The organism is Mycobacterium sp. ACS1612 (assembly GCF_001667505.1).
Classification (GTDB): domain Bacteria; phylum Actinomycetota; class Actinomycetes; order Mycobacteriales; family Mycobacteriaceae; genus Mycobacterium.
On record NZ_LZHZ01000063.1, the window covers coordinates 167,679 to 187,267 of the forward strand.

21 protein-coding genes are annotated in these 19,589 nt (G+C 65.3%); 15 read left to right on the forward strand and 6 right to left on the reverse strand.

Annotated features, from left to right (window positions below; all coding sequences use genetic code 11):
• Nucleotides 1–12: 12 nt before the first annotated feature.
• Both A5724_RS26130 and A5724_RS26135 read left to right on the forward strand, forming a co-directional pair.
• Entirely contained in the window at nucleotides 13–618 is a 606-nt protein-coding gene (locus A5724_RS26130) for a TetR family transcriptional regulator (RefSeq protein ID WP_067809130.1), read from the forward strand.
• Nucleotides 619–696: 78 nt separating this feature from the next.
• Entirely contained in the window at nucleotides 697–1,779 is a 1,083-nt protein-coding gene (locus tag A5724_RS26135) for a hypothetical protein (RefSeq protein ID WP_197518785.1), read from the forward strand.
• A gap of 39 nt (nucleotides 1,780–1,818) precedes the next feature.
• On the opposite strand, the gene A5724_RS26140 is transcribed toward A5724_RS26135, so the two are convergent.
• A complete protein-coding gene (locus A5724_RS26140; RefSeq protein WP_067809139.1) occupies nucleotides 1,819–2,166 on the reverse strand; it encodes a heme-binding protein in 348 nt (115 codons plus the stop codon).
• 39 nt (nucleotides 2,167–2,205) lie between these two features.
• The gene (locus tag A5724_RS34790; protein WP_082965280.1) at nucleotides 2,206–2,499 is read right to left on the reverse strand and encodes a hypothetical protein; all 294 of its coding nucleotides are present in this window, start codon (nucleotides 2,497–2,499) and stop codon (nucleotides 2,206–2,208) included.
• Nucleotides 2,500–2,777: 278 nt separating this feature from the next.
• On the opposite strand from A5724_RS34790, the gene A5724_RS26145 reads away from it, so the two are divergent.
• The 6 genes from A5724_RS26145 to A5724_RS26170 are packed head-to-tail and all read left to right on the forward strand — an operon-like array spanning nucleotide 2,778 to nucleotide 7,168.
• On the forward strand, nucleotides 2,778–3,332 hold the full coding sequence (locus A5724_RS26145) for a hypothetical protein (protein WP_067809141.1): 555 nt from the start codon (nucleotides 2,778–2,780) through the stop codon (nucleotides 3,330–3,332).
• Nucleotides 3,329–3,727, forward strand: a complete 399-nt coding sequence (locus tag A5724_RS26150; RefSeq protein ID WP_067809143.1) for a nuclear transport factor 2 family protein — start codon at nucleotides 3,329–3,331, stop codon at nucleotides 3,725–3,727. Before A5724_RS26145 ends, A5724_RS26150 begins: the two co-directional genes overlap by 4 nt.
• A gap of 2 nt (nucleotides 3,728–3,729) precedes the next feature.
• Nucleotides 3,730–5,043: a peroxidase gene (locus A5724_RS26155; protein WP_082965281.1), complete on the forward strand. Its 1,314-nt coding sequence runs from the start codon at nucleotides 3,730–3,732 to the stop codon at nucleotides 5,041–5,043.
• An 11-nt stretch (nucleotides 5,044–5,054) separates the two neighbouring features.
• Nucleotides 5,055–6,056 carry a hypothetical protein gene (locus A5724_RS26160; protein WP_067809147.1) on the forward strand — a complete coding sequence of 334 codons (1,002 nt, stop codon included), beginning with the start codon at nucleotides 5,055–5,057 and terminating at the stop codon, nucleotides 6,054–6,056.
• Between the two features lie 22 nt (nucleotides 6,057–6,078).
• On the forward strand, nucleotides 6,079–6,873 hold the full coding sequence (locus A5724_RS26165; protein ID WP_067809149.1) for an SDR family oxidoreductase: 795 nt from the start codon (nucleotides 6,079–6,081) through the stop codon (nucleotides 6,871–6,873).
• Between the two features lie 19 nt (nucleotides 6,874–6,892).
• On the forward strand, nucleotides 6,893–7,168 hold the full coding sequence (locus A5724_RS26170) for an EF-Tu/IF-2/RF-3 family GTPase (protein ID WP_067809150.1): 276 nt from the start codon (nucleotides 6,893–6,895) through the stop codon (nucleotides 7,166–7,168).
• 3 nt (nucleotides 7,169–7,171) lie between these two features.
• On the opposite strand, the gene A5724_RS26175 is transcribed toward A5724_RS26170, so the two are convergent.
• The 4 genes from A5724_RS26175 to A5724_RS26190 all read right to left on the reverse strand — a co-directional run bounded on the left by A5724_RS26175 (nucleotide 7,172) and on the right by A5724_RS26190 (nucleotide 12,868).
• Entirely contained in the window at nucleotides 7,172–7,477 is a 306-nt protein-coding gene (locus tag A5724_RS26175; protein WP_067809151.1) for an STAS domain-containing protein, read from the reverse strand.
• Nucleotides 7,477–11,655: a SpoIIE family protein phosphatase gene (locus A5724_RS26180; protein WP_067809153.1), complete on the reverse strand. Its 4,179-nt coding sequence runs from the start codon at nucleotides 11,653–11,655 to the stop codon at nucleotides 7,477–7,479. Before A5724_RS26180 ends, A5724_RS26175 begins: the two co-directional genes overlap by 1 nt.
• Before the next feature lie 83 nt (nucleotides 11,656–11,738).
• Nucleotides 11,739–12,107 carry an STAS domain-containing protein gene (locus A5724_RS26185; RefSeq protein ID WP_232004985.1) on the reverse strand — a complete coding sequence of 123 codons (369 nt, stop codon included), beginning with the start codon at nucleotides 12,105–12,107 and terminating at the stop codon, nucleotides 11,739–11,741.
• A 98-nt stretch (nucleotides 12,108–12,205) separates the two neighbouring features.
• Entirely contained in the window at nucleotides 12,206–12,868 is a 663-nt protein-coding gene (locus A5724_RS26190) for a PAS and ANTAR domain-containing protein (RefSeq protein ID WP_067809157.1), read from the reverse strand.
• Between the two features lie 172 nt (nucleotides 12,869–13,040).
• On the opposite strand from A5724_RS26190, the gene A5724_RS26195 reads away from it, so the two are divergent.
• The 7 genes from A5724_RS26195 to A5724_RS26225 all read left to right on the forward strand — a co-directional run bounded on the left by A5724_RS26195 (nucleotide 13,041) and on the right by A5724_RS26225 (nucleotide 19,569).
• Nucleotides 13,041–14,162, forward strand: coding sequence for a YeiH family protein (locus A5724_RS26195; protein ID WP_067809158.1), 1,122 nt, complete (start codon nucleotides 13,041–13,043; stop codon nucleotides 14,160–14,162).
• Nucleotides 14,163–14,179: 17 nt separating this feature from the next.
• Nucleotides 14,180–15,136, forward strand: coding sequence for an ABC transporter substrate-binding protein (locus A5724_RS26200; protein ID WP_156752457.1), 957 nt, complete (start codon nucleotides 14,180–14,182; stop codon nucleotides 15,134–15,136).
• 12 nt (nucleotides 15,137–15,148) lie between these two features.
• The gene (locus tag A5724_RS26205) at nucleotides 15,149–15,841 is read left to right on the forward strand and encodes a queuosine precursor transporter (RefSeq protein WP_067809165.1); all 693 of its coding nucleotides are present in this window, start codon (nucleotides 15,149–15,151) and stop codon (nucleotides 15,839–15,841) included.
• A gap of 75 nt (nucleotides 15,842–15,916) precedes the next feature.
• Entirely contained in the window at nucleotides 15,917–16,597 is a 681-nt protein-coding gene (locus A5724_RS26210) for an allophanate hydrolase subunit 1 (RefSeq protein ID WP_067809167.1), read from the forward strand.
• Entirely contained in the window at nucleotides 16,594–17,478 is an 885-nt protein-coding gene (locus tag A5724_RS26215; protein ID WP_067809528.1) for a 5-oxoprolinase/urea amidolyase family protein, read from the forward strand. The genes A5724_RS26210 and A5724_RS26215 overlap by 4 nt, the downstream gene beginning before the upstream one ends.
• Before the next feature lie 36 nt (nucleotides 17,479–17,514).
• Nucleotides 17,515–18,078 carry a GNAT family N-acetyltransferase gene (locus A5724_RS26220; RefSeq protein ID WP_067809169.1) on the forward strand — a complete coding sequence of 188 codons (564 nt, stop codon included), beginning with the start codon at nucleotides 17,515–17,517 and terminating at the stop codon, nucleotides 18,076–18,078.
• Between the two features lie 96 nt (nucleotides 18,079–18,174).
• Nucleotides 18,175–19,569 carry a NarK/NasA family nitrate transporter gene (locus A5724_RS26225; RefSeq protein WP_067809173.1) on the forward strand — a complete coding sequence of 465 codons (1,395 nt, stop codon included), beginning with the start codon at nucleotides 18,175–18,177 and terminating at the stop codon, nucleotides 19,567–19,569.
• Nucleotides 19,570–19,589 lie beyond the last annotated feature (20 nt).

Consider the following 19,589-nt stretch of genomic DNA (forward strand, 5'->3'; position numbering starts at 1 on the left):
CACAATGGCCCAATGGGGGTCGGCGACCAGATCCTTGGATTACGGGATCGCAAGAAGATCAGGACTCGCGACACCATTCGCCGTCAAGCCATGCGGTTGATCGAGGAGAACGGCTACAGCAACACGACGATCGAACAGATCGCGGAGGCCGCCGAGGTCTCGCCCAGCACGTTCTTCCGGTACTTCCCGTCCAAGGAAATGGTGCTGATGGCCAACGACCTCGACCAAGTCGCTATCGAGGCTCTCGAGAAGCAGCCCCCCGAACTTCCGTCGTTACAAGCCTTCCGACGCGCATTGGAGATCACAATGAGGACGCTGTCGGAGGACGAGTGGCGCTTTGAGCGGAGGCGACTTCGGTTGGTGCTTTCGATTCCCGAACTCAAGGCCACCCAGTTCGACGTGTACCACCGCCGCACCATCGCGGCGCTCACCGAAGCCGACTGCCGCCGGACCGGGCGCAAACCCGACGACTTCGAAGTGCGCGTGTTCGTCGGGGCGTTGGCGGGCGGGTTGATGGCTGTCATCGACCACGCATCAGGTGCGGTCGAACGGCTGTATCGGGCGCTGGAATTCATGGAAGCCGGTATGCCGTTGAGGGCAACCGACGGACGACCCTGAACAAACTCTGCACATTTCAATCAATTTACGCGTGCGTCAGGTAGTTTCCCTGGCAGATAACCGACGATGGGGGACACCATGCACGCAGCCATTCGTCCACTGGCCACGGCCGGCGTTGCATTGGTAGGCGCCAGTGCAATTGCTGTAACGCCTGTCGCCGTCTCGCCCCAGGAATTCGCGCCGCGGGTGCACATTCCCGAAGTGCAGTTACCTCAGGTGCAGTTGACGGCGTCAGTCGCCGAGATCTTCACGTTCCCCGCCTTCCGGCAGTTCGTCCTCAACCAGATCGACGACGCGGTCACTCTCGGCGTCGGATTGGCAGGATCCGCAGCAGGATTGGGGCAATCGATCGTCGCAATTCCCTCGACGCTGGTGACGACCACTCAGCAAGTGCTCACCGGCGACCTGCTCGGCGCGCTGACCACCGTCGAAACCTATTTGGTGGGAAGCCTTGTCGCCGTTGGCGAGCCGACGCTGGCCGCGATCATCGAACGGCGTCAACGCGTGCTCGCGGTCAGCGAGGCGATGCAGGAAGCCGTCCCTGCGGCCGTCATCGGGTTGGGCACCGGCGTTTTCGCGGCGGTGGACGGGGTCCTACGTTCGTCAATCATCGCGGGGCAGGGTGTGGTGGACGCGCTACTGCCACCGAATCTGGGCAATCTGGTCAATGCCTTGGTCGGCGGCACCCAGTTGGTGATCGGGTCGGTGGTCGACGGCGGCCAAGACATCGTCGACGCAATCGTGTTCGCGCAGAAGACAATTGCGACAGCATTGGCTGCCAAGCCTGCCGTCTCCGCGACCGTGTTCAGCGCTGAAGTGACAGACGTCCCGGAGCTGTCGAGCAAGGCGGCGCTGGTCCCGGTGAGCACTCTCGACACAGTCGCGCCCAAACGGGCTATAGCGGAGGCAGAGAAATCGGCCGGGGATCAAACTGAGCCAGAGCCAGCGGGCAACACACCAAAAGTGAAGAAGATCAAGCGCGAATCGACGGCGAAGGACGACGCGCGCACCGCTGCGGACAAGACCGATCGAGAAACGACGAACTCGCCGAAGGCCGACAGTGGAAAGAAGGGCGGCGACTCACCCAAACAGGAGCCTAGAAAGGCAGGCAGCAAAAAGGCCGACAAGGACTCGCAGGCCGCAGGCGCCGAGCAGAAGTAACGCTTCCGCCCGGCGGCTACCGGCCCGATCTCGGCCGGACTACCCCATCGGTCCGCCGTCCGGCAGAGGCGCGTTGCAGCGGTCACGGAAGTCTGATGCGGGCTGCCTGACCGCCCTGATCTCGTCGGCCACCTGCGGGTTGGCGTCGAAGTAGTTGGTGATCTCGGTTCGCATTTCGTCCCTGGGCTTGCCTTTGAGTCCGGTGAAGAAAGTGTTCACGTCCGGATGGGTGAACAGGTAGGACGACATCCCTGCGTTCACCCCGGACATCACACCAGCCAGGTCGGCCGCGGTGCAGTTGGGTGGATCGGCCGCCGCGGTTGCCGCGGTACCGATGAGCGTCGCCCCGGCAATCACGCCGGCGCCGATGAAAACACGGAACATCATTCGGAACTCCTTGATTCAGTGAGTGGTAGGGGACTTTGCTCAGCGACGTGGACCGATGCCACCTGGGCGGCCCGGACGTCCGATATCGATCGGCGGCAGGACCACGTCGACATCCCAGCCGTCGTCGCAATACCACGGGTCGGCGCAATAGCTTGGGTAGTACGGCCCCGCCGAGGGGGCGCTGGGGCCGCCGCCGCGGACGTCGCCCTGTGCGCATACCGTTGCATTCCCGGCACCGACGCAATCGGCCCACGCTGGCGCAGCGGACATGACACCGAAGGGCACAAAGGTAAGGACAAGACCCAAACTCAGGCAGCGCTGGCTTCTTCGCACGGCTGCTCCCCTCCTATCGTGAGTGGCTCGCCAAGGTGGCCCCCCCGACGACGCGCCCGATCGTTATGAGCGAAAGCGTAAATCGAACTGTCTCGGCGCGTTGGGTTATGTCGATTTTCATGATCGAGTTCTGTTGTTCCGGACAACATCACGATCATCGACTCAGCTTCCCTGTGTGGACAACTCGCATTCGACCGCCGTCTGTCCGAATCGACCACCGCGCGCTGGTAGCGGGTGTACGTTCACGGCATCGGACCGCTGGAATAGGGGCGTGCGGAATGCCGGAACAAGATTGGACCAAACCCGCCGCAATGGCGATCCCGAAGGAGGGCTATTTCGAGCTCGAACGCGGACGCTACGGCCCGATTTTTCCACGCACCCCTGCTTGTCACGGCTTCTCGATCATCGCCAAGGTCAAGGAGGGCCGGGAAGAGGCCGTGCGGGCGTACGGCAAGACGATCGAGGACACGATTGCGGCGAGCCCCGAGGCGTTGGCGCCTCTTCGCCTGCACTATCTGCGCTGGGTGCTCTTCGATGTGGGATCGGGTCTGCACTTCCAGTACCAGGGGATCTTCGACACCGATTTCGACAAGTACACCGAAGACGCCGTACAGCTGTTCAGCGCCACCGGAATCACCACCGTGTTCACCAATCTCGAAGGCTTTCCCGAGGATTGGAAAGAAAACCCTGAGGCGTTCATCAAATTCGTACGCGATCATCAGGTTCCGAGCTTCCTCGAGTACGGCGAATACCCCTACGCCACCGCTGACGAGATCAAAAAGGCGCTACGACTCAAGGCCGCGTTCTCGAACATGCTCGATCAAATGCAATGACTTCCACTCCGCTCGAAGCCATCGAGCAGTACATCGACGGCTTCAACAACGGTGATGCCGAGGCGATGGCGGCGACCTTCGACGTCCCTGGCTCGATCCTCGATGGCATGCCACCCCACGTGTGGCAGGGACCGACGGCTGCCAAGGACTGGTACCGAGATGTGCTGGCCGAAGGTGCATCACACGATGCATCGGGATATTTCGTGACGCTTGGCGAACCCCTGCACGACACCACCACCAGCGACAGCGCGTATGTAGCGCTCCCCGCGACCATGACGTTCACCATTGGTGACCGGAAGGTCACCCAGACGGGCGCGGTCTTCACGGTCGCGCTTCGTCAACGGTCCGACGGCTGGCGCATCGCGGCATGGGCGTGGACGAAAGGCAAGCAGTAGCAGTGCTCGAGTTCGACGACATCCAACACATCCTGCTGACCCGAACGCCTGCGATCACAGGACGCTACGAGTTCCTGACGTTCGACACCGCACAAGGCGGCCGAGCGTGGTTGGCCGAGTTGCAGGACAAGGTGCAGTCGGCCGCCGATGCGCAGGCGACGATGGATTCCTCGGACCGCTGGGTCACGCTGGCATTCACCTGGAACGGACTCAAAGCCCTTGGCGTGCCTGAGGAATCGCTGGTCACCTTCCCCGACGAATTCCGCGAAGGCATGGCCGCACGCGCCAGCATCCTCGGTGACACCGGCCCGGCCGCCCCCGAACACTGGGTCGGTGGGCTGGCCGGTGACGACCTGCATGCGATCGCGATCTTGTTCTCCCGCACCGACGAACAGTGCCAGCGGTCGATCACAGAACACGACAAGCTGCTGGCCCGAACAGACGGCGTGCGCTCACTGTCGCATCTCGACCTCAATGCGACACCTCCGTTCAACTACGCCCATGACCATTTCGGCTTCCGTGACCGGCTGTCGCAGCCGGTGATGAAAGGTTCCGGAGAAGACCCCACGCCCGGTTCCGGGGATCCGCTCGAACCCGGTGAGTTCATCCTCGGCTATCCCGACGAGAACGGCCCCGTCGGCAATCTGCCCGAACCAGCCGTGTTGTCCCGCAACGGAAGCTATATGGCGTACCGGCGGTTGCAGGAGCACGTCGCGACATTCCGGGACTACCTGCGCGCCAACGCCGACACCCTGGAGGGGCAGGAGCTGCTCGCCGCCAAGTTCATGGGACGCTGGCGGAGCGGTGCGCCGCTGGTGCTCGCTCCGGACAAGGATGATCCCGAATTGGGTGCAGACCCGATGCGAAACAACGACTACAACTACAAAGAGATGGATCCGTTCGGCTATGCCTGCCCACTGGGCTCCCATGCCCGCAGGCTCAATCCCCGCGATACCGCGCACTACATGAACCGGCGCCGGATGATCCGGCGCGGCGCCACCTACGGCCCCGCGCTGCCTGAAGGCGCACCCGACGACGGTGTCGACCGCGGCATCGCCGCGTTCATCATCTGCGCCGATCTGGTCCGTCAGTTCGAGTTCGCGCAGAACGTGTGGATCAACGACAAGGCGTTCCACGAGCTCGGCAACGAGCACGACCCGATCTCCGGCACTCAGGACGGCTCGCTGGACTTCACTGTCCCCAAGCGGCCGATCCGCAAGGTGCACAAGGGAATTCCGGCGTTCACGACACTCAAGGGTGGCGCGTACTTCTTCCTACCCGGCATCAACGCCATCCGTTACCTCGCCACGCTCTAGAAGGGCCGACCATGCGGGCACGCACCTACAACCAGAGCCACATCGCACGCAATCACGATGGTCGGCGGCGCATCAGTATCTACTGGACGTGGAGTTACCCCTGGGAATCTCAACGGGATCCGGCCGTCATCTACAACCGCTTCTCCACCATGACCGAAGTCCGAAACGTCCTGTGGCCCTCGTATGAGACACCGGAGTATGACGCGGCGAACTTTCTGCAGGGCATCGCCGGGACGCTGGAACTGTTCCATCGCTCCGCGTTGGCGTTTCAGGAGTTGGCCGAGGAAGCGACCGGTCACCCGGTGGCAGTGTTCCAGCGCATCGATCAGGCCGGGTACAAGCTGCCGATCGACGAACGCATCCTCGCCGACACGGACACGCTGATGGTGTTCGGGCTCGATCACCTGCTCTCCGAGCAGGAGGCTGCGCCCGAGGAGATCGCCGCCATCAGCGAGTGGCTCAAAAGGGAAGGCACCTGCCTGCTGCTGGCGCCGCACCACGATGTCGGCTTCACCGAGGATTCCGCACAGCAACAAATGGAGTACGAACACCACGGTGACCGCCTTGTTCCACGCCAGCAGAGGTTCGGCCAGTACACCCGGTCGCTGATGAAGGCGCTCGACGTGCCCGTGCACAACATCTGGGGACTGCGGCCAGCAGTTGTCGAGGGCACCAAGGAGATCGCGCCGCTGACCGGTTTCCGTGACCTCGACACCCCGCGACTGCTCGACAACGTCAGCACGTTCAACTTCCACCCGCATCTGCCGCATTACGAGCTCACCGTGCCGGAGGGCAAGGGCGTGCACGTCCTTGGCCGTCAGCGGGTCGACCCCAACCGGCCACATCCGTTCACCGAGGCAGGCAACACGGAGTTCAACGCGCTGATCTGGATGCCGCCGGGCGGCCAGCGCGCGGGCGACATCGTGCTGATCGACTCGACACACTTCACCACGCTGTTCGGCGGCACGGACAGCCTCAAGAACCTGTGGCGGAACCTGGCGACCATGAAGTGACACCGATGGGCGATGATGGCTCATGCCGAATAGAGCCGTATTCATCACCGGAGCCGCCGCAGGCATCGGCCGCGCGACCGCGCTGACCTTCGCCAAGAAGGGCTACACCGTCGGTGGCTACGACATCGACGAGGTCGGTCTGAAAGCCTTGGCCGACGAGATCGGGGCGTTGGGCGGGACGGTCGTCGTCGGCCACCTCGACGTCACCGACTCGACCGAAATGGCCCAGCGGGTGGGCGAATTCGTCGAGGCCGCAGGCGGTCGACTCGACGTGATGATCAACAACGCGGGCATCCTACTGGCAGGGCGCTTCGAGGACATCGAGGTCAGCAGGCATCTGACAGAGATCGACATCAACACCAAAGGTGTCGTGAACGGGCTGCATGCCGCATATCCGTACCTGCGTGACACCGCCGATTCGGTGGTCGTCAACCTCGCGTCCGCGTCGGCGATCTACGGTCAAGCCGAGCTGGCCAACTACAGCGCCACCAAGTTCTTCGTCCGCGGCATCACCGAGGCGCTCGACATCGAATGGCAGCGCCACGGCATCCGGGTGATCGCGATGTGGCCGCTGTATGTGCAGACCGCAATGACGGACCACATCCGAACCGGCACAACGGAATCCCTCGGCATCCGGCTCACCGCGCAAGACGTTGCCGACGCGATCGCCGAGGCCGTCGAGCCGTCGCGGCTGCGCCGCGCCCTGCACCAGGTGCATTTCCCGGTCGGCTCGCAGACCAAGATGATGGCCGTCGGTTCACGGTTTTCGCCTGCGTGGCTGACCCGATTGATCAACAAGCGCCTCGCGCACTCCTGAGCCCTGGCACACTCCTGACATGTTCCGAATGACTGTCGAGGACGTGTTCGTCATCCGCAACCGCGGCACGGTCGCGACGGGCCGGGTGGAAAGTGGTGTGCTGCGCGTCGGCGACACCGTGCGGATCGACGGCACACTCGACGCGCGCGTCGACAGCATCGAGGTCTTCCGGAAGAAGACCGACGAGGCGGGCGTCGGCGACAACATCGGCGTGCTCTTCCGAGATGTCGAGAAGGGGTTACTCGACCGCGGTTCGGTGCTCACCGGGTCCGGTGAGTCGCCGTTCATCGTCTGACCCTCAGCCGCCCACCTCGACGCTCATCACGTCAGTGATCCCGCTGATCTTGAGCACCGGCATCAGGATCGGGTTGACCACTACGCGAACGCGATCGCCGCACGCGAACAGCACGTTGATGGCCCCACTGTCCAGATACTCGACGCCTTGCAGATCCAGCCTCACCGGCTGGCCGTCCGCTTGCGCCAGTGCGCCGGTAAGCGCGTCTTTGAACCGGTCCAGGTTGCTCATGTCGAGCTCACCCGTTGCGGTGACGACGATCTGGCCGTCGGAGCCGCGGCAGGTGGACACCGTCATTGGCGTGGCCATCACGCGATCCTCATGTCCATTGCCACCGTGGTGCCCTCGGCGCCGGGCGAGATGTCCACGGTGTGCATCAATCCGCGCATCAGCATGATGCCGCGCCCACGGTCGGGATTGGCCGCGGGCTGCGGCGTCTTCCACGATCCGGCGTCGGCGACTGTCACGTGCAGACTGTCTCCCGACGCCGTGGCATGCAGGCGCACCAGTCCCTCCTGGTCGTCACGATGGCCGTGTTCGATCGAATTGGCCAACGCTTCGCCGGTCGCCACCAGCACATTGACCGCCTGATCCGCGCCGACCCCGGCCTGGGTCAGCCACCTCCGCAGCGCCGTGCGGATCGGCGCCAATTGGTCGGCCTCGGCAGGGATGGCGATGCTCAACGGCGGCGGGTGCCGGTACAACAGCATGGCGACGTCGTCCTGGTAGCCGTCGCCCGGCGTGATGCGCGACATGAGCGAGTCGGCGAGTTCGTCGAGAGCTGCCTCACGATTGTCGATAACGAGATCCGCGGCTCTGTTGATTCCGCGATCCAGCGGTTCGCGCCGCCGCTCGACGAGGCCATCGGTGTAGAGCAGCAGCGTCGACCGGAACGGCAGCATCCGACGAGCCTCGGTGCGGACGCCGCTGAATCCTAACCCGAGAGGGATGGCGCTACCGCCGTCGAGCAGCTCGACCCTTCGGTCGGCATGCACTACCACCGGCGGGGGATGGCCTGCGTTCGAATACACCAACTCGCCGGTGTCTGGACTCAGCACCGCACAGAACGCCGTGGTTGTTCGCGCGCCCGGCAACCGGCCTGCGAAGCGGTCCAACGCGGTCAGCACAGCGCGCGGGCTGGGGTGTTCGAGCAGCAGCGCCCGGCATGCGCTCTTGAGCTGCCCCATGACGGTCGCGGCACTGAGGCCGTGACCGACGCAGTCACCGACCACCAGCCCGATGCGGCCGTCGTCGAGATCGACGACGTCGTACCAGTCGCCGCCGACTTGCAGCGGCCTCGTCGCGGGTTGGTACCGCGCAGCGAATCCGCCAGGTAGCGCTGCGGGGCCGAGAATCGCGGTCTGCAGCGCCAACGCGGTTTCCCGTTGCTGGTCAAGGTGATACACCCGTTGCAGGCCCTGGCCGAGCCGGCTGGCGAGCACAGTGAGCAGGGTGTTGTCTTCGGTGGTGAACGGCCGCCGCTCAGCCAACTCGAGGTACAGCACGAGAATTCCGTGCGGATGTTGCACCGCGATGGCCGCCGTCCCCGGTTCTGTCGTGTCGCTGACCAGCAGGTCGCCGTCGCGCACGGCAGCCACTCGGCGGCGGATGCGTTCGGACATGTCCGACCACTGTGGCGAGGAGCCCGCCGAGTGAATCCGCGGCGCGTCCTCGTCGGACGCCGTCGACGGCACGGCGAACGTGGCGGCCAACACCGTGCGGGCGTGCCAGAGTCTCCGTAATTCTTCGGCGGCCGCGACGACTGCGTCGTCGAGAGAATCGGCCTGGACGAGTTGCTCCGTGAGCTCGGCCAGGGCCGTATCTCGTTGCATTGCATAGTGTTCGGCGGTGACGTCCCGAAAGGAGCCGACGATCACGCGTCGTCCGGTGTCGGGGTCCTCCGTCTGGTTGGCGCTGAAACGGACCCAGAGTCGATGGCCGTCCCGGTGGATCATAGGGACGGTGCCCGCTCCGCTGCCGTCGGTGAACAGCGTGTCGAACGCGGCCTGCACCTGCCGGTACCCGTCTGGGTCGGTGTTCACGTCCGGCCACCACGGGTGGATCGGTTCGTACGGCAGTTGTTCCGGCCCATATCCGAGGATGTCGGTGAACGTCGTATTTATCTCGATGACAGTGCCGCGCTCGTCGCAGAGGAAGAACGCCTCCTGCAACGCATCGACAAGTGCTGTGCGCCAACGCGAATGATGGTTACGAAGCCGAGACAGCTCGACGTTGGCGCGCACCCTGGCGAGCAGTTCCGCCGCGGCGAACGGTTTGACCAGATAGTCGTCCGCCCCGGCCTGCAGGCCTTCGATGGAGGCTTCCTGCCCCGCACGCGCCGACAGCAACAGCACGGGCACGGCGGCTGTGCGTGCCTCCGCCCGCAACGCCGCGACAAGCGCAAGACCGTCCATGCGGGGCATCATCACGTCGCTGACCACCAGGTCGGGCACGCTCTCGCGGACCTTCTCCAGAGCCAATTGACCGTCGGTCACCGCGTCGACGACGTAACCCGCGCTGCGCAGCAGACGCGAAAGATACTGGCGCATATCGGCGTTGTCGTCGGCGATCAACACCCGCGCGGGCGGCCCCGTTGCGGCGAACGTCGTACTGACTTCCGTATCGGCGGTCACCACACCCTGCGTGAGCCCGTGCGCGGTGTCGGATTCCTCCGGCAACCATCGCAGTGCCTCAGCCACATAGGGCTCGGCCAAACCCGACGGCGCCAGTTCGCGGGCCAACGTGACGACTTCCTCGGCAGGCAGATGCGCAGACCCGAACGGCAGGCAGACCGTGAAGGTGGTGCCCTCCCCTTCACCGCTGTGCGCCTCGATGGTTCCGCCGTGCAGCGAGACCAGTTCCTTGACGAGCGCCAAGCCGATTCCGCTGCCCTCGTTGGAGCGGGCGCGGGTGGCCTCGATCCGGTGGAAACGCTCGAACAACCGTGGGATCTCGTCCGCCGAAACTCCAATGCCGGTGTCGCGCACCGTGACGAGGGCGTAGCCGTCCTGCTGCCGCGTCCTGATCAACACGCTGCCGTCGAAGGTGTACTTCAGCGCGTTGGACAGCAGGTTCAGCACCACCTTCTCCCACATGTCCCGATCGACGTACACCGGTTGGCTCAACGGCGGGCAGTCCACCTCGAACCGCAGCCCGGCCCGTTCGATCGCAGACCGGAACACGCTGGCCAGTTCGGCCGTCACCGCCGACAAGTCGACCGGTTCATATCGGGCCTGCGCGCGGCCCGCTTCGATACGGGAAAAGTCGAGCAACGTGTTGACCAGCTTGGCCAGTCGCAGCGAATTACGGTAGACAACCTCGAGTTCCTGACGTGCGACTTCGTCGAGTACCGATGCGGCGCTGCGCATTTCGGCCACCGGAGCCATGATCAGCGTCAGCGGGGTGCGGAACTCGTGGCTGATGTTGGAGAAGAAGGTCGTTTTGGCACGGTCCAACTCGGCGAGTTCCTCGGCGCGTCGCTGCTGCGCGGCGTAATTTCGCGCACTGCCGATTCCGGCGGCGATGTGGCCTGCCACCAGGGTCACGAAGTCGCGGTAGTGCTCGTCGAACGCGCGGTAGCGATTGATCGCCGTGACCAGGAATCCTGCCGGCGCGCCACCTTGCTGCACCAGCGGGGTCACCAAGGCCTGGGTGGGTGGCTCATGCCAGTCCCCGGTGGGAAGCTTCGGGTACCGGTCGCCGTCGAGTTCGACGAGAACTTGTTCCCCTCGGGCACTTGCGGTCAGCGGCCACAGCGCGGCACCGTCGGCGGACAGGCTCGCCGGTGCGGCCGGGTGGCCGGGTTCGATGCCGCTTGCGGCCGCCAGCCGCGCGCCACCGTCGTCGTCGAACAGGTAGGTCAACGTGAACGGAAGATCACGCGGATTGTGGCTGAGTTGACGCGCGGCGTGCGCCAGGGTCTCGTCCTCGGTCCGCACGACGCTGGGGTCTGAACCCAGGTCGCGCAACGTCGTGATCCTGCGCTGGGCGATCACCCGTTCGGTGTCCTCACTGACGACGCAGAGCATGCCCACCACGTGTCCGAGTTCATCGCGCAGCGGGCTGTAGGAGAACGTGTGATACGACTCCTCCTGATAACCCGACCGCTCGAGGAAGAGCAGCAGCGCGGAATCCCACGTAGCGCGTCCGGTGGCCAGCACGCCGTCGATACGTGGGCCGATATCCGGCCAGATCTCCGCCCACACCTCACTCGCGGGTCGACCGAGCGCCCACGGATACTTGCGGCCGAGCGTGTCACGGCGATAAGCGGCGTTGCAGAAGAACGTCAGCTCGGGACCCCACGCCATCCACATCGAGAACCGCGACGACAGCAGGATGCTGACCGCGGTCTGCAGACTCTGCGGCCACGCTGCCGGCGGTCCGAGCGGGGTGCGCGCCCAATCGACGGCCGCCAGATCGCGGCCGATCTCGGGGTCCGCGTTGAACACCGCCGGTGACGGGCGTTGCGTGATGTCGTCCGCCCCCATCGTCACTCCCGTCAGCGTGCTGGCCCCGAAGGCAGTGGGGCAGCGGCGATTGCAAGACGCGATATACCCACCCTCGTCTGCCGTCAACCGCTGTTGTCGGCGGAGTCGGCGAGCGCGTCAGGCACCGTCGGATACGGCCGGAGCACCGAGTCGAGTTGCGTCACTTGCAGCGGCCGCAACACTTCAGCGGCGTTGGCCACCAACCGCACTGCGACGCCGTTGTCCGCCCCTGCTTCGTAGCACCCGAGCACGGCGTTCAGGCCGGCGCTGCCGAAGTACGTCACGTCGCCGAGATCCACCACGAGCAGTTTGTGCGATTGAGTCGACGCCACGTTCATCGCGGCCGCCAGGTTGCGGGCGAGTGTGTCGACCGTGGCGGTGTCGATATCGCCCGCCACCGCGACGACGACCGCGCGGTCGCGCACAACCTGCTTGATTTCCAGATTTGGCACTGCTGATTTGGTCCCCTGCTTCGTCGCCATCCCCTACCGGAGATTAAGCGACAGCCGCATCGAAAGCGCACCGTTTCACCGCAGTCCCCACCGGCAGCTCAGCGCACCATCCTTTCGTGCACGGTGAGCAGTAGATGGTCGAACTCACGGCGTAACGCGTCCGAATGGTGTTGCACGGTGTCGAGGTCGGCGACAACCTGCGCCGCGAGTGCGCGCAACTTCGTATTGGTCTGCTGAGAGCGCCACTGCAGCATCGCAAATGCCTGGTCGGCGTCGACCCCGTACACCACCATCAGGGCCCCTTTGGCCTGTTCGATGGCCGCGCGGGCTTCGAAGAGTTCGGGCAGGGCAGCGTCGAGTACCTTGCGCCGTGTCTTCTCGACGGAGTCGGTCAGGTCGACGTAGAACCCTTCCGTTCCGACGACCGCCCCCTGGTCGTTGTACATCCGGTCGGCGAGGACGATCACCGTGTGTTCGTGGCCCGCCGTGTCGATGAACCGATGCCTGCTGGAAAACGACCCGCCCTGATGGAGCGCTTGGTCGAGGAGGTCCTGCACGTGCTGGCGGTCGTCGGGGTGTTTGTGCGACAACAGCAACTCAGTGGTCGGCTCGACCGTGCCGGGTTCGTAGCCGTGCATGCGGGCGACCTCGTCGGACCACTCCCAGCGCTGGCCGACGAACCAGAACCGGAATTCCCCGACGTTCAGGTCCTCGCCGTGCTCGCCGGGCCTGACGCGTGGCGCGAGATTGGAGGAGGGCATGCTCTATGGCACCACACTGGGCTGCTCGGTTCTCACTGATCGCAATCGGTGACCTGAAAAGTCGCTGTGCATATGTTGCGGTCGTGATCAACGAGGATTGGCTGGCAGTCATTGTCGGCCTCGCCCTACTGGCGCTCGTGCTCGTCGGCGCGCTTCCGGGGAGCGTGATCCCGTGACCGAGACCGAGACGCGGCGCGACGAGACGCGCTCCGCGCGGATCGGCTACGCCGTCGCCGGGGTGCTCGTGGTGATCGCGCTCGGCGCGGCCACCCGGTTCCTGGAGCAGCAGGTGCCGGTGTGGGCGGCGGGCACGCCGTTCGCGAAAATCGCCAAGTCGATCGAATTCCCGGTCTACGCAATTGCTTTGGGCCTGATCGGCAACGCGGTACTGAGCAAATTCGCGCTGCGCGATGCGCTCGCTGGCCTTTCCCAAGGCTTTCGGACCGAGTTCTTCATCAAGACGGGCCTGGTTCTGCTCGGTGCGTCGATCAACCTGAAGGTGCTGGTCACCGCGGCGGGTCCGGCCGTCCTGCAGGCGCTGCTGCTGATTTCCGCGGTGTTCGGCTTCACCTGGTGGTTCGGCGGCCGACTCGGGCTCGAGGACAAGTTGCGTGCCTTACTGGCCTCGGCGGTGTCCATATGTGGGGTGAGCGCGGCCATCGCGGCCGCGGGTGCGGTGCAGGCCAAGCGCGAACAACTGGCCTACGCCGCATCGCTTGTCATCGCCTTCGCGCTGCCGTCGATCTTCCTGCTGCCGTGGCTCGCCGACGTGTTCAACCTGTCGGATGCGGTGGCCGGCGCGTGGATCGGCGGCAACATCGACACCACCGCCGCGGTCGCGGCATCGGGTGCGATCGCGGGTGAGGACGCCCTGCAGATCGCGACCATCGTCAAGACCACTCAGAACGCCCTGATCGGCGTCGTGGCGATCGCGCTGACCGCGTACTTCGCGCTGAAGATCGAGCGCAAGTCCGCCGCTGAGGCCAGGCCGACGCTCGGCCAGTTCTGGGAACGCTTCCCGAAGTTCGTGCTCGGCTTCATCGCCGCGTCGGTGATCGGCACCCTGTATCTGCAGTGGGTGCCCAGCGGGAAAGCGGAGATTGCGACCGTCAACGATCTGCGCACGTGGTTTCTGATCTTCGCGTTCGTCGCAATCGGCTTGGAGTTTTCGCTCAGGGGCCTGAAAGAGGCGGGCTGGCGGCCGGTCGCGGTGTTCGCCTCGGCGACTGTGGTGAACGTCGTCGTTGCGTTTGGCCTGGCCAGTGTGTTGTTCGGTAACTTCCGGATCAGTTAGCGACTAGGCTCGCGTCGGTGCGAGCTGCGTTGTCCCGCCGGGGTTTCCTGACCATGACTGCGAGCGCGGCACTCGTTGCAGGCTGCAGTTCGCCCAAGCCGGGCGCCGTCGCCAAAGACGGCTCGGTGACGGTCAAGCACATCTTCGGCGAAACCAAGATCCCCGGCCCGCCCAAGCGCGTCGTCAGCGCGGGCTTCACCGAACAGGACGACCTGTTGGCGGTCGGGGTCGTCCCCATCGCGATCACCGACTGGTTCGGCGGCGAGCCGTTCGGCGTATGGCCATGGGCGCAACCGAAATTGGGTAACGCACAGCCGGTGGTGCTCAACCTCAACGACGGCATTCAGGTGGACCAGATCGCGTCGTTGAAACCCGACCTGATCGTCGCCACCAACGCCGGACTGGACCAGGACACCTACACCAAGCTGTCGGCGATCGCACCCACCGTCGCGCAGTCCGGTTCGGACGCGTTCTTCGAGACGTGGAAGGACCAGGCCACGGTGATCGGCCAGGCCGTGTTCAAGGCCGACGAGATGGCCAAGCTGGTGGCTGCCGTCGACGACAAGTTCGCGGCCGTCGGGAAGAACAACCCGCAATTCGCCGGTAAGAAGGCGTTACTGCTCGGCGGCACGTTCTTCGACGACAGCGTGCGCATCACCACGCCCAGTTGGCGCACCGAGTTCCTCACCAAGATGGGGTTCACCGCTCCCGACCCCGGCGCCTCTTTGGTGAAGCGGGACAAGATGGCGGCGGTGCTCGATGACGCGGACGTATTGATCTGGACCACCGAGAGCGATGACGAACAGACCGCGCTCCTTGCCGACCCGGTCGTCGCAAAGCTGCGAGCTACCGTGGGCAACCGCAACGTCTTCACCGGCAAGGAGTTGTCTGGCGCGATCGCGTTCGCGTCGACGCTGTCGTATCCGGTGGTCGCGGACAAACTGCCGCCCATGATCTCGAAGGCGCTGTCCTGATCTAATTACCGGGTGACCAGCGACCAAACCACGACCGAAGAACAGCACGCCGCGTTCGCACAGGTGGGGTCGAAGTACTATCCGATTTTCGTCGCGGTCTTCACGGCGCTGGTGATCATCTCCAACGTGACCGCCACCAAGGGTGTCGCATTCGGGCCGATCATCACCGACGGCGGGTTCATCGTCTTTCCGCTCACCTACGTGATCGGCGACGTCCTCTCCGAGGTGTACGGGTTCAAAGCGGCCCGGCGAGCGATCTTTCTCGGGTTTGCTATGAACGGGTTGGCCGCCCTCACGTTCTGGATCACCATCTATCTGCCCGCGGCGGACTTCTACACCAATCAGGAGCACTTCGAGAACGTCGTGCACGCCTACACCCAGTTGATCATCGCGGGCCTCGCCGGCTTCATCGTCGGCCAGACCATCAACGCGTGGGTGGTGGTGCGGATCAAGGAGAAGACCAAGGAGAAGCACCTGTGGGCCCGCTTGGTCGGCTCGACTTTCGCCGGCCAACTAGGGGACACGCTGGTGTTCTGCAGCATCGCGGCAGGCGCGATCGGCATCAGCACCTTCGGCGACTTCGTCGTCTACACGGCGCTGGGCTGGTTCTACAAGACCGCCGTCGAGGTGGTCATGCTGCCGGTGACCTACCGGGTGATCGCTTACGTCAAGCGCCACGAACCGACGTACGGCGCCGCAATATGAGCTATCGCTAAGCCTTCTCTGGCAAGGCTCATAGAGCTGGTTCCTTCTTAGCTACCCGCGGGTAAGTTCCACACTATGAGCGTGATCGCGGATGTGATGGACGTACGTGCACTCGGCGCTGTACGTGACTATGGCGACCAGGCGCTGCTGCTCGAATTCGACAGCACCGCCGAGGTGTTGGCGTGGGCAGACGCGCTGCGCGAGGCCGATCTGCTCGGCGTCCTGGACATCGTCCCGGCGTCGCGCACGGTGCTGCTGAAACTGGCCGGACCGCGCTATCAGGCGCCGACCCGGCAGCGGCTGGGCAAGCTGCGGGTGACGGCCGAGGCGCTGGCCGCGGCGGCGGCACCGGCGAGCGGACGCGCCGACATCGAGATCGGCGTGGTGTACGACGGCGCCGACCTCGACGAGGTGGCCCGGCTGACCGGGCTGAGCACCGACCAGGTGATCGCCGCCCACACCGCCACCCCGTGGCGCGTCGGCTTCGGCGGCTTCGCACCGGGTTTCGCGTATCTCATCGGCGGGGACGAGCGGCTCAACGTGCCGCGCCAGTCCGAACCGCGGACCAGAGTGCCTGCCGGGTCGGTTGCGCTGGCCGGGGAGTTCAGCGCCATCTATCCGCGGGAATCGCCCGGCGGTTGGCAGCTGATCGGGCGGATCACCCCCGACGTGCCCGCGTTGTGGGACATCGATCGGAATCCGCCGGGGTTGCTGCAGCCGGGGATGTGGGTGCAGTTCCGGGAGGTGCGGTCATGAGCGTCACCCTCGAGGTGCTGCGCACCGGTCCGCTTGCGCTGATCGAGGACCTCGGCAGGCCGGGCCTGGCTCACATGGGCGTGTCCCGCTCCGGGGCTGCCGACCGCCGCTCCCATCAGCTGGCCAACCGGCTGGTGGCCAACCCCAACGACCACGCCACCATCGAGGTGACGTTCGGCGGGTTCTCCGCGCGGGTCCGCGGCGGTGACGTCGCGATCGCGGTGACGGGTGCCGACGCCGACCCGTCGGTGAACGGGAAACTGTTCGGCACCAACAGCATTCACTACGCACGCGACGGCGAAGTCATTTCGCTCGGCGCGCCCCGCACCGGTCTGCGGACCTACCTCGCGGTGCGCGGCGGCATCGACGTCTCACCCGTGCTGGGCTCCCGGTCGTACGACGTGATGTCGGCGATCGGCCCGCTGCCGCTGCAACCCGGCGACGTGCTGCCGGTCGGCGAGCACACCGGCGAACTCCCGGAGCTCGACCAGGCGCCGGTGGCCGCCATCGAGGACGAGGTGCTGGAACTGCGGGTGGTGCCCGGCCCGCGCGACGACTGGTTCGTCGACCCGGACATCCTGATCCGGACCAACTGGCAGGTGACGAACCGGACCGACCGGGTGGGGATGCGCCTGATCGGCATGCCGCTGGAGTACCGCTGGCCCGATCGTCAGCTGCCGAGTGAAGGTGCGACCCGCGGCGCAATTCAGGTGCCGCCGAACGGTTTTCCGGTGATCCTCGGACCGGATCACCCGGTGACCGGCGGCTATCCGGTGATCGGCGTCGTCACCGACGACGACATCGACAAGGTGGCCCAGATCCGGCCCGGGCAGACCGTCCGACTGCACTGGTCGCGCCCGCGCAAGCCCTTCGAGGAGTAGCGAGACAGCGGCGGGTTGCGCTGGTAGACAGGCAGTGTGCACACGCACGAACCTCGCACCCGCGCAGTCCACACCGCCCGTCTGGTCCACACCTCCGACCTCGACAACGAGACCCGCGAGGACGCCCGCCGAATGGTCATCGAGGCGTTCGGCGGTGAGTTCACCGACGCCGACTGGGAGCACGCGCTCGGCGGCATGCACGCCCTGATCTGTCACCACGGCGCGTTGATCGCACACGCCGCCGTTGTGCAGCGCCGACTGATGTACCGCGGCACCGCGCTGCGCTGCGGCTACATCGAAGGTGTGGCGGTGCGCGAAGATTGGCGCGGGCAGGGACTGGCGCACGCATTGATGGATGCGGCCGAACAAGTGCTGCGCGGCGCCTACCAACTGGGCGCGCTGAGCGCCTCGGAGGCAGGCAGGCACATGTACACCTCGCGAGGCTGGTTGCCGTGGCGCGGGCCGACGTCGGTGCTCGCGCCCGCGGGCCTGACCCGCACTCCCGACGACGACAACGGGTTGTTCGTCCTGCCGATCAGCATCGACCTGGACACCTCGGCGGAGATCACCTGCGATTGGCGCGAAGGCGACGTCTGGTAGATCTCACACCCTTGCCGGAAAGGACGTGAGCGGAAGTTCACGGCGGGGTCATCGCGAGGCGTTTGGCCGCAATAAAGCGTTCCTAGCGTTGGCGCCATGTCGAAACGCATCACAGACTGGGATCCCGAGGACATCGCAGCCTGGGAAGCCGGTAACAAGTACGTCGCGCGTCGCAACCTGATCTGGTCCGTGGTGGCCGAGCACATCGGCTTCTCGGTGTGGTCCCTCTGGTCGGTGATGGTGCTGTTCATGCCCGAATCGGTCTACCACTTCTCCGCCGGCGACAAGTTCCTGCTGGGCGCCACCGCGACACTGGTCGGCGCATGCCTTCGCATTCCGTACACACTGGCCACCGCGACGTTCGGCGGGCGCAACTGGACGGTGTTCTCCGCGTTCGTCCTACTGATCCCCACCGTCGGCACCATGTGGCTGCTGGCCCACCCCGGTCTGCCGCTGTGGCCGTACCTGGTGTGCGCGGCGCTGACCGGCCTCGGCGGCGGCAACTTCGCGTCCTCGATGACCAACATCAACGCGTTCTATCCGCAACGGCTCAAGGGCTGGGCGCTGGGCATCAACGCCGGCGGCGGAAACATCGGCGTGCCGATGGTTCAGATCGTCGGCCTGCTCGTCATCGCCACTCTCGGAAACCGCCAGCCGTACTGGGTGTGTGCGGTGTACCTGGTGGCGCTGGCCGTCGCCGGGATCGGTGCGGCGCTGTACATGGACAATCTCGAACAGCACAAGATCGATCTGGCGGCCATGGGCGCGATTCTCAAAGAGCGTGACACATGGGTGATTTCGCTGCTCTACATCGGCACCTTCGGCTCATTCATCGGTTTCGCGTTCGCCTTCGCCCAGGTGCTGCAGATCAACTTCGCGGCCGGGGGCCAGAGCGCGGCCCAGGCCTCGCTGCACGCCGCGCAGATCGCGTTCGTTGGACCGCTGCTCGGGTCGCTGTCACGGGTGTACGGCGGCAAACTGGCCGACCGTGTCGGCGGCGGCCGGGTCACCCTTGCGATGTTCGCGGGCATGATCTTCGGCGCCGGGATCCTGGTCGCCGTCAGCACCTTGGACGATCACACCAAGGGCGCCGCGACCGGCGCCATGATGACCGGTTACGTCGTCGGCTTCATCGTGCTGTTCCTGTTGTCTGGCATCGGCAACGGGTCGGTCTACAAGATGATTCCGTCCATCTTCGAGGCGCGCAGTCGCTCCCTGACGGTCGCCGAGGCCGACCGGGTGGCCTGGTCGCGCGCGATGTCGGGGGCGCTGATCGGCTTCGCTGGCGCGATCGGCGCACTCGGCGGCGTCGGCATCAACATGGCGCTGCGGCAGTCGTATCTGAGCAGTCACTCCGCAACCGCGGCGTTCTGGATCTTCCTGGCGTTCTACGTGGTCGCCTGCGCGGTGACCTGGGTGATGTACGTGCGCAGGCCGGTCTCGGCGCCGGTCGGCAGTGCAGAGCCTGCCACCGGTCTCGCCAGGGCGTGACCGCTCGGCAATGGCTGGGT

Bases quoted from the DNA above. Each gene is read 5' to 3' on its own strand.
- A5724_RS26160 (WP_067809147.1), top strand. From the start codon at position 5,055: ATGCGGGCACGCACCTACAACCAGAGCCACATCGCACGCAATCACGAT.
- A5724_RS26170 (WP_067809150.1), top strand. From the start codon at position 6,893: ATGTTCCGAATGACTGTCGAGGACGTGTTCGTCATCCGCAACCGCGGC.
- A5724_RS26190 (WP_067809157.1), bottom strand. From the start codon at position 12,868: ATGCCCTCCTCCAATCTCGCGCCACGCGTCAGGCCCGGCGAGCACGGC.
- A5724_RS26225 (WP_067809173.1), top strand. From the start codon at position 18,175: ATGTCGAAACGCATCACAGACTGGGATCCCGAGGACATCGCAGCCTGG.
- A5724_RS26130 (WP_067809130.1), top strand. From the start codon at position 13: ATGGGGGTCGGCGACCAGATCCTTGGATTACGGGATCGCAAGAAGATC.
- A5724_RS26150 (WP_067809143.1), top strand. From the start codon at position 3,329: ATGACTTCCACTCCGCTCGAAGCCATCGAGCAGTACATCGACGGCTTC.
- A5724_RS26140 (WP_067809139.1), bottom strand. From the start codon at position 2,166: ATGATGTTCCGTGTTTTCATCGGCGCCGGCGTGATTGCCGGGGCGACG.
- A5724_RS26180 (WP_067809153.1), bottom strand. From the start codon at position 11,655: ATGGGGGCGGACGACATCACGCAACGCCCGTCACCGGCGGTGTTCAAC.
- A5724_RS26175 (WP_067809151.1), bottom strand. From the start codon at position 7,477: ATGGCCACGCCAATGACGGTGTCCACCTGCCGCGGCTCCGACGGCCAG.
- A5724_RS26215 (WP_067809528.1), top strand. From the start codon at position 16,594: ATGAGCGTCACCCTCGAGGTGCTGCGCACCGGTCCGCTTGCGCTGATC.
- A5724_RS26165 (WP_067809149.1), top strand. From the start codon at position 6,079: ATGCCGAATAGAGCCGTATTCATCACCGGAGCCGCCGCAGGCATCGGC.
- A5724_RS26135 (WP_197518785.1), top strand. From the start codon at position 697: ATGCACGCAGCCATTCGTCCACTGGCCACGGCCGGCGTTGCATTGGTA.
- A5724_RS26210 (WP_067809167.1), top strand. From the start codon at position 15,917: ATGAGCGTGATCGCGGATGTGATGGACGTACGTGCACTCGGCGCTGTA.
- A5724_RS26145 (WP_067809141.1), top strand. From the start codon at position 2,778: ATGCCGGAACAAGATTGGACCAAACCCGCCGCAATGGCGATCCCGAAG.